The organism is Nocardia lasii (assembly GCF_042658545.1).
Taxonomy (GTDB): domain Bacteria; phylum Actinomycetota; class Actinomycetes; order Mycobacteriales; family Mycobacteriaceae; genus Nocardia; species Nocardia lasii.
The window spans coordinates 372,289-387,524 of sequence record NZ_JBHSQN010000015.1; the positions used below are offsets into that span (position 1 = coordinate 372,289).

Genomic DNA, 15,236 nt, shown 5'->3' on the forward strand with positions numbered 1-15,236 from the left:
GCCGTCGGATTCGGTGAAGTCCGGCGGTCGCCGTCTGCGTTGATCGAGGACTGCGAGGCGGATCACCCTGGGTTCGGGAGGTCTTGCGGCGTAGGTTCTGAGGTACGGAACCGGCGACACGAAGAGGTGTTATCGATGCGGGTGGTCAAGCGAATCAGGGGTTATGCCAAGGTTCTTGGGCAGGCTCGGCGGAATCGGGGGGATTTGGTCGGGTGGTTGGGGAGGCGGCCGCAGATCGGGGTGGCGACGGTGACTTATGAGACTGCGCTGTTGTTCAGCAACAAGGTGGATCCTCGGTTGAAGGAGTTGGCCGAGCTCAAGGTGGCGGGGTTGGTGGCTTGTCAGTTCTGTCTCGATATCGGGTCGGCGTTGGCGCATACGGCGGGGTTGAGTGAGCGGCAACTGGTGGATCTGCCTCGGTATCGGAGCAGTGATGCCTATACCGAGCTGGAGAAGTTGGTGATCGGGTTCGCCGAGGCGATGACGGTGACGCCGGCGGTCGATATCGATGAGCTGCGGGAGTCGTTGCTTCTCCATTTGTCGAAGACTCAGGTGGCCGAGTTGGCCGCGGCTATCGCTTGGGAGAATCAGCGGGCGCGGCTCAACCAGGGGTTGGGGGTGCAGCCGACGGGGATGGCCGAGGGGATGGCGTGCGCGTTGCCGGAGGCTCCGCGCACGCCGTGACCGCGCTCAGGCGGGACGCACCAGCAGGCGGACCACCGGCAGCACCTCCAACCCGACATCTCGGCATGTCAGAGGCGTCTCGAGGAGTGGCGCACTACCGTGGAGTCATGAGCGAACAGCAAGTGCCGGGTGGTGTGGTGCACGAGTTGCCCGCCGATCTGCGCGCGGCGCTGGTCGCCAACTCCGTGGCGCTGGACGCGTGGCGTGACATCACGCCGTTGGCGCGCAACGAGTTCATCTGCTGGGTCGAGGACGCCAAGCAGCAGCAAACGCGGGAGCGGCGGATTCGACGGACGCAGGAGGAACTCGAGGAAGGTCAGCGGCGACCGTGCTGCTGGCCCGGCTGCAAGCACCGCGAGCGCACCGGCAGATAGGCCGCACGAAGATGGCGATACGCAACGTGTACGCGGCCTGAGACGCGTTCGACCACCCCGGCGCGGAGCACATCGGCGACGAGGCGGGTGGGCCGGGTCTGAGTCGGGACGAACTCAGGCCGTGGCATTCACGATCGACATGGCGATCCCGTCGAGGATGTCGTGTTCACTGACCACGAGTTCGGAAACCCCCGCGCGCCGGGACAATTCGTCGGCGAGGACTTCGGTGATCACCGCGCCGCCGCCGATCACGTCGACGCGGCCGGGGTGCATCGGGCCGAGGGCGGCGCGTTCGTCGTGGTTCATGGCGATGAGGCGGTCGCAGACCTGGTGGACTTCGGCGAGGCTGAGGCGGGTGAGATGTACTCGGGTGGAGTCGTATTCGGGCAGGTCGAGGGCTACGGCGGTGATGGTGGTCATGGTGCCCGCTACGCCGACCCAGGTGTGGACGTTGTCGACGGGGACCTTCGCGAAGGCTTCGTCGAGTTTCTGCTGCGCGAATTCCCGTGCGGCGGCGACCTGTTCGGCGGTCGGCGGGTTGTCGGCCAGGCAGCGTTCGGTGATGCGAACGCAGCCGATGTCGGCGGAATAGGCTGCCTGGACACCGTTTTCGTCGCCGACGACCAGTTCGGTGGAGCCGCCGCCGAGGTCGACGACGACGAAAGGTCCCGCGTCGGCGGGCAATTCGCCGACCGCGCCGGCGAACGAGAGGCGCGCTTCCTCGTCACCGGAGATCACTTCGGCGACCGCGCCGGGGACGACGAGGCCGAGCAGGGTGCGGGTCATCTCGAAGAAGTCCTCGCGATTGGCGGCGTCGCGGGTGGCGGAGGTGGCGACCATCCGCACGCGGGTGACCCCGGTCGCGGTCATCACCTCGACGTAGTCGGCCAGCGCGGCGCGGGTGCGTTCGATCGACTCGGGGGCGAGTCGGCCGGTGGCGTCGACGCCCTGACCGAGGCGCACGATGCGCATCTCCCGGTGCACGTCGGTCAGGCTGCCGTCGGCGCCGACCTCGGAGACCAGCAGACGGATCGAGTTGGTTCCGCAGTCGACTGCTGCGATGCGCTCACCCATGAGTTCCTCCAGATCTCCGGCGCCGTGCACCGGTCGCTGTTCGCGATTATGCCTGCTGCGAGAGATCGACCGGTCGATACCCGATCCTGAAGCGGTGGCATATTCGTGCACTCGCCCGCACGCCGGGCCGTTTTCTGCCCTGCTGTGCGCAGAAATGCACGAAAATGCTGCCTCGGTGGGCCCTTAGACCGACTCGCCGGAGGTCTGGGCCTCGGGCCAGTCGGCGGGGACGGCGGTGCCGCGCAGGCCAGCGGCGGCGGCCAGGGCGACGGCTTCGTCGCCGAAGGGGTTCACGCCGGGGCCCTTGGCCAGCGAATGCGCGATCAGCACGTGCAGGCACTTGACCCGGTCGGGCATCCCGCCGCCGGTGAAATCTGTTCCGAGAGACTCGATTTCGTTGCGTTCGGCCAGGTAGCTCTCGTGCGCGCGCAGGTAGGCGGCGGCGACTTCGGGATCGGTGGCCAGGCGCTCGGTCATCTCGCGCATCACCCCGGCCGACTCCTGGCGGCTGGCCTCGGCGGTCAGACGCGGGTCGGTCAGGTAGTAGAGGGTGGGGAAGGGCGTGCCGTCGGGCAGGCGCGGGGCGGTCTTCACCACGGCGGGCAGGCCGTCGGGGGTGCGGTAGGCGACTTCGAGCACGCCGCGAGGCTCGCGGCCCAACTGCTTCGCGATGATCTCGAGGTCGCTGGCGTTCGGTGTCGTCACCGTGGTCCTTCCGGGGCTGGTTCGGAGATGGCGCGCCACAGGTCGGTGTACCAGGGGTCGGGCGCCGCTGTTCGGGTGCTCATCGGCGGCGGCGCCGGTGCTTCGATGCCGGGAACCTGCACGATGTAGGGGGTTTCGCCGGGCATCACCAGGCGCAGGCGGTCGCGCGCCTCGGACCGGATGTAGGCCGGATCCTGTTGTTGCGCACGACGATCGCGCAGGGCGGCCAGGTCGGCTTCGAGTTCCACGCGCTGCTTGGCCAGGGCCACCGCTTCGGCGCGCTGGCTGAAATAGGTGCGGGTGGGCACGGCCAGGGTCAGCGCCAGACCGCACAGCACGGCTGCCAGGATCACCGCTTTACCGGTCGAGAGACCGAGGATGGTGTGTTCGCTGCGTTCGAGCTTGCCGCTGAATTTGCGCTTGGCGCCGGTGGTTTCCGGGCGCCTGCGGGTGGTGCGCTTGGCCGCGGCGGGGCGGCCGGGCGCGTCGAGATGGCTGGGGCGCGAGCGTGCGGCCCGCGACGTGCGCCTGTCGCCTCGTCCACCCGGACTGGTTCCACGCGCACGTCGCTCGGTCATTCGCTACCGCCCCTGTACAGCTTTCTAGAATTCGCCGGTGAAACGCGGGAAGGCCACGTCGCCGGCGTAGCGTGCCGAATCACCGAGGGCGTCCTCGATGCGCAGCAGCTGGTTGTACTTGGCGACCCGCTCGGAACGGGCGGGGGCGCCGGTCTTGATCTGGCCCGAACCGACGGCGACCGCGAGGTCGGCGATGGTGGTGTCCTCGGTCTCGCCCGAACGGTGCGACATCATGGTCTTGTAGCCGTTGCGGTGCGCGAGCTCGACGGCGTCGAGGGTCTCGGTCAGGGTGCCGATCTGGTTGACCTTCACCAGCAGCGCGTTGGCCGCGCCCTTGGCGATGCCCTCTTCGAGCCGCTCGGGGTTGGTGACGAACAGGTCGTCGCCGACCAGCTGCACCTTGTCACCGATCGAGTCGGTGAGCGCGACCCAGCCGTCCCAGTCGTCTTCCGAGAGCGGGTCCTCGATGGAGACCAGCGGGTACTTGGTGAGCAGGTCCGCGTAGAAGTCGCCCATCTCGGCGGCGGTGCGGACCTTGCCCTCGAACTTGTAACCCTCACCCTCGGTGTAGAACTCGGTGGCGGCCACGTCGAGCGCGAGTGCCACGTCGGTGCCGAGCTTGTAGCCCGCGCGCTCGATGGCGACGCTGATCAGGTCGAGCGCCTCCACGGTGCCCGCGACGTCGGGGGCGAAGCCACCCTCGTCACCGAGACCGGTGGACAGGCCCTTCTCCTTGAGCACGGCCTTGAGCGAGTGGTACACCTCGGTACCCCAGCGCAGCGCCTCGCGGAAGGTGGGGGCGCCGATCGGGGCGACCATGAATTCCTGCACGTCCACACCGGTGTCGGCGTGCGCGCCACCGTTGAGGATGTTCATCATCGGCACCGGCAGCACGTGGGCGTTCGGGCCGCCCAGGTAGCGGAACAGCTCGAGGCCCGAGGACTCGGCGGCACCGCGGGCCACGGCCAGCGAGACGCCGAGCAGGGCGTTCGCGCCGAGGCGGGACTTGTCGGGGGTGCCGTCCAGATCCAGCAGGACCTGGTCGACGGTGCGCTGCTCGACGGCGTCGAGGCCGATGATGGCGGGCGCGATCTCGTCGAGGACACCCTCGACGGCCTTGGTGACGCCCTTGCCGCCGTAGCGGTCGCCGCCGTCACGCAGCTCGACGGCCTCGTGCTCGCCGGTGGACGCGCCGGACGGTACGTCTGCCCTGGTCAGGGTGCCGTCGTCGAGGGCGATCTCGACCTCGACAGTGGGGTTGCCACGCGAATCCAGAATCTCGCGCGCTCCGACCTGTTCGATAATGGCCACGAAAACTGCTCCTTACGACGGAAGGCACGGTAGGTATCACGGGAAGGGCCGTGCAGTGGCGAGCCTATCGTCTCGGCGGGGCGAGGAGTAACCGGCACTCCGGGCCGAGACCGACTACGCGCGACGGCCGATGCTGTACAGGGCGGCGCGATCGCGCACCACATGCATGTATTTGTTCGACTGGTTGTAGGCGAACAGGGCGCGCTGCCAGCCGTCGGCCGAGGTCAGGTTGCCGCCGCGGGTACACAGGTAGCGGGCGGCGGTGAGGGCGGCGTCGTCGATGTTCTGCGGGTCGATCACGCCGTCGCCGTTGGCGTCGACGCCCCAGCGCTGCCAGGTCTCGGGGATGAATTGCAGAGGGCCGACGGCGCGGTCGTAGGTGGTGTCGTTGTCGAGGCGACCCTTGTCGGTGTCGCGGATCTCGGCGTTGTTGTTGGTGCCGTCGAGGGCGACGCCGATGATCGGCGGGCGCACGTTGCCCGCGGCGTCGATGCCTGCGCCGCGATGGGTGCCGTGCGCGCTCTCCACGCTGGCGATGCCGGCGATGGTGGTCCAGGCGATTCCGCAGTCGGGCTTGGACTTCGCCAGGACCGCGGCGGCATAGCCGTAGGCCTGCAACGCGACCGGTTCGATGCCGACCGCGCCGGATTGCTCGTCGGCCCAGTCCGCCAGCTGCGCGGAGGCGCGGCCGGGTGCGTCGACGTCGATGGCGGGCAACGGAACTCCCGGGCCCGGCGGCATGTCATCGGGAATCGGCGCGAGCGAACTACACCCCGCGAGGAGCACGGTGATCGCGACTGCGGCGGCGATGCCGACCTTCTGCACTGACATCTGCTCAATCATAAGGATCGGTGTTGTGTGAATCCTGAGGCGGCACGGCGAGCCGTCGGGGATGGTCGAAATGTCCTGCTCAGCCGAGGAGTTCGGCGGTGGCGCGGTGGACGGGCGCGGCGAGAACTGTCGTCGGGGTGCCGGCTTCGACGACGCGGCCCTGGTCGAGGACGAGCAGGTCGGTGCAGTGGCCGCGAACCAGGGTCATGTCGTGGCTGATCAGGAGGACGGCGGTACCGCGCTCGGCGCGGACGCGATCGAGCAGGGCCATGATCGCGGCGGCGGTGGCGGGGTCGAGGGCGGTGGTGATCTCGTCGCAGATCAGCACGGCCGGGTTCGCGGCGAGGGCGCGGGCCAGGGCTACGCGTTGGCGTTGGCCGCCGGAGAGTTCGTGGGGGCGGCGGGTGGTGAGGGTCGAGGGGAGGTCGACGGCGGTCAGTAGGGCGGTGATGTGGGTGTGGAGGTCGCGCTCGGGGACGCGGGCGATGCGGCGGAGGGGGCGGGCGAGGGTTTGTTCGACGGTGCGGCGGGGGTTGAGGGCGGCGCGGGGGTTCTGGGTGACGAGTTGAATGCCGTTGGTAACCGGCTTTATTCGACGGTGACGGCCTGGCTTCTGTTGTCTGCCGAGAACTTCCAGTACCCCATCCGCCGCCGTGTGCAACCCCGCGATCACCCGGGCGAGGGTGGTCTTTCCGGCCCCGGACGGTCCGACCACGGCCAGCGCCGCACCGCGTCGCAGGGTGAAACCGACGTCCTCGAGTACGACGCGCCCACCCGCCAAGGCTCGGATGTCCCTGGCGGACAAGATAATTGGCTCATCCTCTGCCGATCCGGGTGACTTCTCAGTGCCCACCATCCCGCTGCCCGACTGCGGACCAGCGAGCTCAGGGGGGTCGGTCGACGCTCGAGAACCCCACCGCCCAGCATCGACACGCGCCACGGCGGCACCGGCCTGCCTGGCAACGGTCTCGGGGTCGCCGGTCGGCGCGCCGACTCTCCGCGACCCGGCGTCGACCATGGCGCGGGGTCGTGTACCCGGTTCTTCGAGGTGGGCGCCCGATGGGCGTGGGGCAGGGCGCTCGGCCGAATCCTTGGGTGTCCCGGCCGAATTCGGGGTGGTGTTCGTGGGGTGGTCGGTCGGGGGGCGGAGTTCGATCACCGTGTCGGCGATGGTGGTGATCGTGGCGGTGTCGTGGCCGGAGAGTAGGACGGTGGTGGCGTTTTCGGTGGCGAGGGTGGTGATGAGGTGGGCGATGTCGGTGCGGAGGGTGCCGTGGAGGCCGGCGAGTGGTTCGTCGAGGACGAGGATTTCGGGGCGGCGCAGGATGGCGCGGGCCAGGGCTACTCGGCGCTGTTGGCCACCGGAGAGGTGGGCGCAGCGGCGGCGCAGGTGGGTTCGGTCGAGGCCGACTCGTTCGAGGACGGCCTGGCGCTCGGCGGCTGTGGAGTTCGGGGCGGCGTCGGCGAGGACGGCTCGGACGCGGCGCAGAGGGTTGAGTTCGGAGCCGGGGTCCTGGCCGACGTAGGCGATGCGCTCCCGTCGGAACTCGCGCAGAGCCGCGGGCTCGAGCGCGAACACCGCGCGCCCCGCGACCGACACCTCTCCCGCCGCACGCGCGCCTGCGGGCAGATGCCCGAGCAATGCCCGCATCACCGTCGACTTTCCGACTCCCGAGGCGCCGGTCAGCGCGGTGACCGAACCGGCCTTCAACCGAAACGACAGCGGCGCGGACAAGACCACGCCACCCTCCGTGGCCACGGTCAGCCCTTCCACCACCACCGTGTCGCCGACCCCCGAAGTCCCGTATCCGCCCAGGTCCCCGTTCCTGCCGACGGAGGTACCACTGCCGTCCGCACCCGCGCTCGCGATAGTCCGAATGCGAGCAAGCAGCGATGGTCTCCTCCCCTCGGACACCCCTGCACTCCCCTCGGGCACCCCCGCACTCCCCTCGGGCACACCCGCACTCCCCTCGGATACCCCCACACTCCCCTCGGGCACCCCCGCACTCCCCTCGGGCACACCCGCACTCCGCTCGGGCACAATCGCACTCCCCTCGGACGCCCCCGCACTCCCCTTGAGCACCCCCGCACTGCCGGTAACCCGAGCGGAACCGACCTGACCACCGGCAGCCTTGCGACGCTCGGGCACACCCGTGACCACCAGATTCACCCCGACCGCGACGATCGCGATGGCGGCGCTGGGGGCGAGGACCGACCAGGGGTTGAGGAGGAGCCCGGCGGCGTTGTCGCGGACCATGGTGGCCCAGTTGTCGGGGCCCAGCGCGGGGGCGCCGAGGAAGGAGATGGTGCTGACCAGGTAGATGGCGACGACGAAGCGGAGGCCGAGTTGGGTGGTGAGCACGGCGCGGAGGTTGGGCAGGATTTCGCGGAAGACGAGGTGGGGCAGGGACTCTCCGCAGGCGACGGCCGCTTCGACATAGCCGGTGGCGGCCACGGGTGCAGCCGCGGCGGCGAAGATCCTGGCGCAGTAGGGCACCCCGAAGATCAGCGCGACCACGATCACCGCGGCAACCCCACCCTGGGGCCACGCGGTGAGCACGAGCAGGATGCCGAGCACCGCGGGAAGAAGAATGACCAGGTCACCCCCGATTTCGATCACCCGTCCCGCGCGCGGGCGCACCGCGGCCACCGCGCCGAGCACCGCCGACAACCCGGTCACCACCACCGCGATCACCACCGACACCACCAGCAGCCGCGCGCCCCCGGTGAGCAGGTGGCTGAACACATCGCGTCCGAGCCGATCCGTCCCGAGCAGCGCACCCCCACCCGGCCGCGCGAACGGCATCCCCACCGCCCGCTCCGGCGGATGCGGCGCGAACCACGCCCCCACCACCGCGAGCACCACGACCAGCCCCACTCCCCCGCCCACCCCGAACCGCCACCACGACCTGGACGTGCGATCACCACGCTCTGGTGGCGCACTTCCGCCGGTATCCGCGACCACCAGAGCGTGATGATCTTGATCGGCCGTGGGCTGGTCGCCGGTCATCGTGGGCCTCCCGTGCGCTGGTGGTCGCGCCGCCTCTCGAGGCGCGATGAATGCCGGCGCGCATTCCGTTGTCCACGGGTGAGGTTGGGTGGGTCGTCGGTGTTCGGGGGGTTACCGATCATCGTGAGCCTCCCGCGCGCTGGGTGGTCGCGCCGCCTCTCGGGACGAATACGGGCGTGTATTCCGTTGTCCACAAGCGTATTTGGATAGATTGTGAGTACATGGGGAGTCATCGGGTGCCTCCGGTTGACCAGGTGCGGATGAGGTCGGCGAGGGCGAGTAGGGACATGATGACGAGGGCGGTGAGGGCTACCACGGCGGTGACCAGGGTGGCCTCGCGGTCGGCGACGGAGTCGGCGAGGACGGCGCCGATGCCGGGGTAGTTGAAGAGGGTTTCGACGACCAGGGCGCCGCCGAAGAGCATGCCGACCGAGGTGGCGTAGCCGGCGACGATGGTGGGGGCGGCGAAGGGCAGCAGGTGTCGGGTGAGGATCTTGGGAGCAGGAAGTCCTTCCAGGACAGCGCTTTCCACGTGCGGTGCGGTGGCGACGTCGAGGAGGGCGGAGCGGACGATGCGGGCGTTCCAGCCGATCTGCGGAATCGCCAACGCCAGCACCGGCAGCACCAGCATCTCCGGTGCGATCGGGAAGCCCGAGCGGCCGGTGATGGTGACGGCGGGCAGCCAGCCGGTGGCCAGGGAGAACACCAGGATCAGCAGGGTGCCGCCGACGAATTCGGGTACCGCGACCGCGATGGTGCTGGCGGGCTGCATGATTCGGGATCCGAGGCTGCCGGGCCGCATCGCCCACCAGCAGCCGAGCGCCAGCGAGCACGCGATGGTCAGCAGCAGGGCGAGGCCGCCGAGCAGCAGGGTCTGCGGGAACTTGGCGGCGAGCAGTTCGCCGATCGGGGCGCCTCGGGCGGTGCGGCCGAGGTCGCCGGTGAGGACGCCGGCGAGCCAGTCGAGGAACCGCGCCGGCAGCGCGCGGTCCAGGCCCAGCTCGCGTTCCTTCGCCGCGATCTCGGCGGGGTCGGCGTCGCGGCCGAGCGCGGAGCGGGCCGCGTTGCCCGGCAACAGGTCCACCGCGACGAACACGATGGCGAGCAGGGTCACCAGCAGCGCGACCCGCCGCACGACCGGCAGCGCGATGGTTCGCACCCTCACGCCAGCCAGGCACGTTCCAGCTGGACCCGCGCGAAACCGCCCAGCGTCGGCAGGTCACGCACGGTGGCGGCGGCGATGTCGACGCCGTCGGCCATGCCCCACACCAGATAGCCGCCGCGCTCGAACTCGATGCGCTGCAAGCGGCGCACGGCCTGGGTGTAGTCCTCGCCGGTGGCGGCCAGGGCAGTGGCGTCGACCGCGTCGAATTCCGGGTCGTGGAAGGCGGTTTCGTTGCGGTTGGAGCCGGTGGTCATGAGCTTGTCGGCCAGGAACACCACCGAGTCGTTGGTGCCCCACGACACCGTGTAGAGCGGGGCGTTCAGCCAGGTGCTGTCGTAGAACGCCGCCGACTCGACCACCTGCACGTCGAGGCGGACGCCGATCTCGGCGAGTTGGGTGGCGATCACCTTCGCGGATTCGACCTCACCGGCCACTTCGGCCTTGGTGACGAACGGGTAGCTGCGGCCGGTGTCGAAATTCGCCTCGCGCAGCAGGGTTGTGGCGCGCTCGATGTCGCGGTCGCGGCGCAGCGCGGTGTCGTAGAGCGGGTCGGCGGTGCCGAGCACATCGGCGGCGACGGTGCCGAAACCGGAGTGCACCTGGTTGACCAGGGCCTGGCGGTCGACGCCGAGGCGCAGCGCGGTCCGCACCCTGGCGTCGGCGAAGGGGCCGTCGGCGGTGCGCATCGCCACGCCGAGCATGGTGTCGTCGGGGCGGCGGATGACCTGGAGGTCCGCGCGTCCGGCGGCGGTGCGTCCGGCGATCGCGCCCACGTTGGAGGCGAGGTCGATCTGGCCGCCGAGGACCGCGTTGCCCAGCGCGGTGACGCTGTCGAACATGGTCACCTCGATGGCGTCGAGCAGCGGCGGGGTGCCGTGCCAGCGATCGTTGCGCACCAGTCGGGCATTGCCGCCCTGATAGGACTCGAGCCGGAACGGGCCGGAGCCGACCGCGGCGGTGAAGTCGGTTGTGTTCTTCGGCACAGTGAAGGTCATCAACCGAAGCAGCAGTGGCAGTTGGGTATTCGGCTCGGGGACGGTGAAAACCACCCGGTCTGTTCCGTCGGCGGTGATGTCGTTCTCGGCCACGGGGACCTTCGACACCCCGCCCACCGAACGCAGTCGGCGCATCGACCACACCACGTCCTCGGCGGTCACCGGCGCGCCGTTGTGGAAGGTCGCGCCCGGCGCGATGGTGAAGGTCCAGCGGCGGTTGTCCGGGCTCGCCTCCCAGCGCGCGGCCAGGCGCGGGGCGACGGTCGGGTCGGCGCCGGGCACGGTGAGCGCGTCGTAGACGAGCGAGGCGATCAGGAAATCGCTGTCATTGCTGAGGTTGGCGTGCGGATCTCGTTCGCTGCGACCGGCGGTGCCGAGCGCGCCGACCCGCAGGACGCCGCCGCGCTGCGCGGCGCCGGACCCGCCCTCGGTCCCGCACGCACTCGCGAGTAACAGTGCGGTGACACCGACCCCGGACCGGAACAGCTGCCTGCGCGTGAAACCCATCGTGTCGCCTCCTCGAACCGCGCGTCGAAACACCTTTTCCGACAACGCAAACCAGGTGAGGCTAACCTGAAAAGTACCCCCGGTGGTGACCTTCGATTCGACCGTCACCCAACCGCAGCCGGGCGCGACACCCCGGTCGGGGCTGCCTTCGCGAACTCGGGTAGAAAAGCTACGTTATATGAATCGGCTATTTCTCCGGCCGAATAGTTAGGTAAGTCTTGCCTTATCAGAGTGCGGGCACTACCTTCGCACATCGAGTCTGAAGATCACCCGCGTTCGACCGATGAGAAGAAGGGAAGCCGGTGAAAAGCGTTCTCTCCGAACGTATGACGATTCACCAGCACGATATCGAATGCCGCGAATTCGATCCTGACGCAGCACGGGCCGTCCGATCGCTCGCGAGCGACATTCGCCGCCGATTAGGTGACACACCGCACATCGCGACCCTGCACGACCCCGAACTCCTCGCGCGGATCGACGGTCGCGTCGGCGAGTTGCCCGACAGCGTGCGCGAAGCCGTTCGCCCGCCCGCCACCGCGGCGGGCGCGACCGTGGTGCGCGGACTCGTGGTCGTCGATGCCGAATTCGGGCCGACCCCGGCCCACTGGCAGGCCGCGGCCGAGCACGCCGCCGACGGTTCGCTCGACCTCGACATCGCCATGCTGCTGCTGGCCCGGTGCGCCGGTGAGCCGTTCGGCTGGGAGGGGCAGCAGAACGGGCGGCTGGTCAACAACATCGTGCCCGCCGCCGGACACGAGGACGAGCAGTCGGGCGCGAGCAGTACCACGCTGCTGAGCCCGCACACCGAGGACGCCTTCCACGCCGCGCGCGCGAATCTGCTGATGCTGGCGTGCCTGCGCAACCCCGACCGGGTCGCCACGACGGTGTCGTCGGTGCGGCAGGTGCGCCTGAGCGAGGACGATCTGCGCACGCTCGCCACGCCGACGCTGCCGATCCTGCCGGATGTGTCCTACGGGACCGGCTTCGATTCACTGGCCCCGTTGCCGACCCTGTGGTTCGACGAAAATGGCGCTGCGACAACACGTTACGACCCCGCCTACACTCCACTCGACGATGCCGACGCGGAGTTCCGCGCCGCCTACGCCAGGCTCACCGCCGAACTCGCCAGGGTCTGTCACGCCCCCGCCCTGGCTCCCGGCGAGATCCTGCTGGTCGACAACGATGTCGCCGTGCACGGGCGGGTGCCGTTCCGGGCGCGCTACGACGGCACCGATCGCTGGCTCAAGCGCGTGAACATCCGGCTGCCCGAACGGCGTCGGCGCGCGCAGGAGTCGTCCGAGAATGGGTATGGCCAACGAGTGGTCGCGCCGTTCCGGGCGAGCACCGAGCGGACAGTAGAGCGGGGCATGGCAGATGAACGAGGATCCGTTGAACAACCGTGACCGGAGCACCCCGCTGCGGGTGCTGTCCCGCAGCGACCTGGCCGATGTGCCGATCACGCCCGCCGAGGTGGTGCGTGCCGTCGAGGAGGCCTATCTCGCCTTCGCCGCCGGGGAATCCGACAATCCACGCAAGTTGAGCGTGGCCGATCCGGGCGGATCGTCGGTGTCGTACGCGATGCTCGGGCGCGACGGGCGCCGCCGCGTGGTGGCCATGAAGACCTCCTACAAGTTCGATCCGGGCCACGACCGCAGCACCAAGCGGTACTACACGACGATCACGCTCTACGACGACACCACCGGCGCGCCGATCGCGATGATGGACTGCGCGCGGGTGGGTGCGTTGCGCACGCCCGCGGTGTCGGCGCTGCTGGTGCGCGAGACCGTGCGGCGCGGGGCCGAGAGCGCACTGCTGATCGGCACGGGCACGCAGGGGCGAAATGCCCTGCCGCACTTGCTCGCCGCGAATCCGCAGTTGCGCAAGCTGATGGTGTACGGGACGCATCCCGAGGGGTTGGCCGCAGTGCATGCGTATCTGGCCGACGCGGCGCCGCACGCCCTGCTCGATGTGGTCGACGATCCGTACGCGGCGGCGGCGAGCGCCGATGTGGTGCTGGCGACGGCCGGACCGGGGACCGAGGTTTCGCTGGAGGCCGCGCATCTGGCACCGGGGTCGGTGGCGGTGCTGGTGGGGTACGGCCTGGCACCGTCGACGCTGATCGAGGCCGATCGGGTGGTGGCGACGAGCGCGGCGCAGATGGCGTTGACGGGGACCGACATGGTCGGGCCCGACGGGACCTTGCGGTCGGTGGATGCCGAACTGCCGCAGGTGCTTACGCGCGCGGCGGTGGCTCGGCGCACTGACGACGAGAAGATCTTCGTCTACAACAGTGGGCTGGTGCTCACCGATATCGCGGTCGCGCACGCGCTGGCGGCCAGGGCGATCGCGGAGGGGCGGGGTACGGAGGTCCCGCTGTGGGACTAGCCGGGGACGGCGCGACGGTGTCGGCTCGGTGGGCGGATAGCGAGTCGAGCGCGAGTGACGCCGGGTCCGATCACGTGAGCCGAGGTGGCTCGTCCCGCGACACCAGGTCGAGCGAGCCTGGCGGTGGCGTGAGCGTGTTCGGCGGCGACCCCGCGTCGACCGAGATCGACTCCGACGACATCGCGGTGAGCGGCGTCGACGCGAGATCCGTTTCCGGTGGCGCGTCCCGCTCAGGACCCAGCGACGGGGCCGGGTCGCACCAGGCCACGCGCGGGGCCGAGGCACGGCGGCGTCCGTCGCACTGCGCACCACCGATGCCCGCGCGGATTTCCGCAGTCGAACAGCGCGTGCTCGACGATCCGCGACTGCTCGGGGAGATCGCCGAGGTGATCGGGGGGCCTTTTCATGTGCTGTTGCCCTCGCGGGTCTCGGTGAACGTCAAGGGTTTTCAGGCGGTATTCCGGGACGCGGGGGTCGACGGGTTCGTGTACTTCGGGAAGAAGGCGAACAAGGCGGCGTGTGTGGTGCGGGCCTGTGCCGAGGCGGGGGCGGGGGTGGATGTCGCGAGTGTGGGCGAGCTGGTGGCGGCCCTCGCGCAGGGGGTGCGGGGCGCGGATGTGATGGTGACCGGGCCTGCCAAGTCCGAGGAGCTGCTGTGGTTGGCGGCTCGGCACGGTGGGTCGATCGCGATCGACGCGCTCGACGAACTGGAACGGCTCGTCGCGCTCGGACTGCCGGCGCGGGTGCTGTTGCGGGTGTTGCCCGCGGGGTCGACCAGCAGGTTCGGGCTCGATCCCGGGGAACTCGACCGGGCGATCGGGGCGATCTCGTACCCGATCACGCTGTCGGGCTTCAGTTTTCACCTGTCCGGATACGACGCCGTCGCCCGCGCCGAGCAGGCCGCCGCGCTGGTCGAGCACTGCCTGCGCGCCCGCGCGAACGGCCATGCGTCGGACACCATCTCGATCGGGGGCGGGTTCGGGGTCGACTACGTGGCCGCCGACCGTTGGGAGACGTTCCGAAACACTCTCAGCGACAACTGGTTCCACAGCAGTCCGCCCGGCGACTACTACCCGTATCACTTCCCCGCACCGGGCCCGGAGATGCTCGGCGAGATCCTCGCGCACAACGACCTCGCGGGTCTGTTGCGCACCAACGGGATTCGCCTGGCCATCGAACCGGGCCGCGCCCTCCTCGACCAGGCGGGCAGTTCGATCTTCCGGGTGCAGGGCGTGAAAACCCGCACGGCACACGGCAACCCCTACGACATCCTCACCGTCGACGGCACCAGCCTGAGCCTGTCCGAGCAATGGTTCGACAGTGAGTTCCTGCCCGACCCCGTACTGTGGCCGCCGGGACCGGGCCACCCGACCCCCACCTGTGTCGGCGCCACCACCTGCCTGGAGTCCGACCTGCTGAGCAGACGACGTATCCCGCTGCCCCGCCGCGCCCGCGTCGGCGACCTGCTCGTCTACCCGAACACCGCCGGGTACCAGATGGACTCCAACGAGTCCCCGTTCCACGAGCTCCCGCTCCCCCCGAAGGTCGCGCTCCACCCCGAGCCCGACCGGGTGCGCTGGACCCTGGACGCCACCGCCCGCTGATCCACCTTCCGAT

13 protein-coding genes are annotated in these 15,236 nt (G+C 69.7%); 5 read left to right on the top strand and 8 right to left on the bottom strand.

All coding sequences use genetic code 11. The features are described from left to right. Positions 1 to 135 precede the first annotated feature (135 nt). Together ACFP3H_RS23875 and ACFP3H_RS23880 are read left to right on the top strand one after the other, a co-directional pair. Positions 136 to 684 (top strand): carboxymuconolactone decarboxylase family protein, encoded by a 549-nt coding sequence (locus ACFP3H_RS23875; protein ID WP_378609305.1) that lies wholly within the window; start codon positions 136 to 138, stop codon positions 682 to 684. Positions 685 to 791: 107 nt separating this feature from the next. Beyond that, a complete protein-coding gene (locus tag ACFP3H_RS23880) occupies positions 792 to 1,058 on the top strand; it encodes a YdeI/OmpD-associated family protein (RefSeq protein ID WP_378609307.1) in 267 nt (88 codons plus the stop codon). Positions 1,059 to 1,172: 114 nt separating this feature from the next. Here the strand turns inward: ACFP3H_RS23880 and ACFP3H_RS23885 are convergent, their stop codons facing one another. From ACFP3H_RS23885 to ACFP3H_RS23920, 8 genes are all read right to left on the bottom strand, one after another. Then, entirely contained in the window at positions 1,173 to 2,132 is a 960-nt protein-coding gene (locus ACFP3H_RS23885) for a Ppx/GppA phosphatase family protein (protein WP_378609308.1), read from the bottom strand. A 183-nt stretch (positions 2,133 to 2,315) separates the two neighbouring features. Beyond that, positions 2,316 to 2,837: a DUF501 domain-containing protein gene (locus ACFP3H_RS23890; RefSeq protein ID WP_378609310.1), complete on the bottom strand. Its 522-nt coding sequence runs from the start codon at positions 2,835 to 2,837 to the stop codon at positions 2,316 to 2,318. Next, positions 2,834 to 3,415, bottom strand: coding sequence for an FtsB family cell division protein (locus ACFP3H_RS23895; RefSeq protein WP_378609312.1), 582 nt, complete (start codon positions 3,413 to 3,415; stop codon positions 2,834 to 2,836). The genes ACFP3H_RS23890 and ACFP3H_RS23895 overlap by 4 nt, the downstream gene beginning before the upstream one ends. Before the next feature lie 24 nt (positions 3,416 to 3,439). Further along, positions 3,440 to 4,726, bottom strand: a complete 1,287-nt coding sequence (gene eno, locus ACFP3H_RS23900) for a phosphopyruvate hydratase (RefSeq protein ID WP_378609313.1) — start codon at positions 4,724 to 4,726, stop codon at positions 3,440 to 3,442. A 114-nt stretch (positions 4,727 to 4,840) separates the two neighbouring features. Continuing rightward, positions 4,841 to 5,557 carry a lytic transglycosylase domain-containing protein gene (locus ACFP3H_RS23905; RefSeq protein ID WP_378609315.1) on the bottom strand — a complete coding sequence of 239 codons (717 nt, stop codon included), beginning with the start codon at positions 5,555 to 5,557 and terminating at the stop codon, positions 4,841 to 4,843. Between the two features lie 79 nt (positions 5,558 to 5,636). Then, positions 5,637 to 8,435, bottom strand: coding sequence for an ABC transporter ATP-binding protein/permease (locus tag ACFP3H_RS23910; protein ID WP_378609316.1), 2,799 nt, complete (start codon positions 8,433 to 8,435; stop codon positions 5,637 to 5,639). A 361-nt stretch (positions 8,436 to 8,796) separates the two neighbouring features. Further along, positions 8,797 to 9,732 carry an ABC transporter permease gene (locus tag ACFP3H_RS23915; protein WP_378609318.1) on the bottom strand — a complete coding sequence of 312 codons (936 nt, stop codon included), beginning with the start codon at positions 9,730 to 9,732 and terminating at the stop codon, positions 8,797 to 8,799. Next, positions 9,729 to 11,234, bottom strand: a complete 1,506-nt coding sequence (locus ACFP3H_RS23920) for an ABC transporter substrate-binding protein (RefSeq protein WP_378609319.1) — start codon at positions 11,232 to 11,234, stop codon at positions 9,729 to 9,731. The genes ACFP3H_RS23915 and ACFP3H_RS23920 overlap by 4 nt, the downstream gene beginning before the upstream one ends. 326 nt (positions 11,235 to 11,560) lie before the next feature. On the opposite strand from ACFP3H_RS23920, the gene ACFP3H_RS23925 reads away from it, so the two are divergent. The 3 genes from ACFP3H_RS23925 (at position 11,561) to ACFP3H_RS23935 (ending at position 15,223) form a co-directional block, all read left to right on the top strand. Further along, entirely contained in the window at positions 11,561 to 12,637 is a 1,077-nt protein-coding gene (locus ACFP3H_RS23925) for a TauD/TfdA family dioxygenase (RefSeq protein WP_378609320.1), read from the top strand. Then, a complete protein-coding gene (locus ACFP3H_RS23930; RefSeq protein WP_378609321.1) occupies positions 12,609 to 13,619 on the top strand; it encodes an ornithine cyclodeaminase family protein in 1,011 nt (336 codons plus the stop codon). The genes ACFP3H_RS23925 and ACFP3H_RS23930 overlap by 29 nt, the downstream gene beginning before the upstream one ends. 128 nt (positions 13,620 to 13,747) lie before the next feature. Next, complete coding sequence (locus tag ACFP3H_RS23935) at positions 13,748 to 15,223, top strand: type III PLP-dependent enzyme domain-containing protein (RefSeq protein WP_378609322.1); 1,476 nt, start codon at positions 13,748 to 13,750, stop codon at positions 15,221 to 15,223. Positions 15,224 to 15,236: the final 13 nt, after the last annotated feature.

Bases quoted from the DNA above. Each gene is read 5' to 3' on its own strand.
- ACFP3H_RS23905 (WP_378609315.1), bottom strand. From the start codon at position 5,557: ATGTCAGTGCAGAAGGTCGGCATCGCCGCCGCAGTCGCGATCACCGTG.
- ACFP3H_RS23920 (WP_378609319.1), bottom strand. From the start codon at position 11,234: ATGGGTTTCACGCGCAGGCAGCTGTTCCGGTCCGGGGTCGGTGTCACC.
- ACFP3H_RS23875 (WP_378609305.1), top strand. From the start codon at position 136: ATGCGGGTGGTCAAGCGAATCAGGGGTTATGCCAAGGTTCTTGGGCAG.
- ACFP3H_RS23925 (WP_378609320.1), top strand. From the start codon at position 11,561: ATGACGATTCACCAGCACGATATCGAATGCCGCGAATTCGATCCTGAC.
- ACFP3H_RS23885 (WP_378609308.1), bottom strand. From the start codon at position 2,132: ATGGGTGAGCGCATCGCAGCAGTCGACTGCGGAACCAACTCGATCCGT.
- ACFP3H_RS23930 (WP_378609321.1), top strand. From the start codon at position 12,609: ATGAACGAGGATCCGTTGAACAACCGTGACCGGAGCACCCCGCTGCGG.
- ACFP3H_RS23895 (WP_378609312.1), bottom strand. From the start codon at position 3,415: ATGACCGAGCGACGTGCGCGTGGAACCAGTCCGGGTGGACGAGGCGAC.
- ACFP3H_RS23880 (WP_378609307.1), top strand. From the start codon at position 792: ATGAGCGAACAGCAAGTGCCGGGTGGTGTGGTGCACGAGTTGCCCGCC.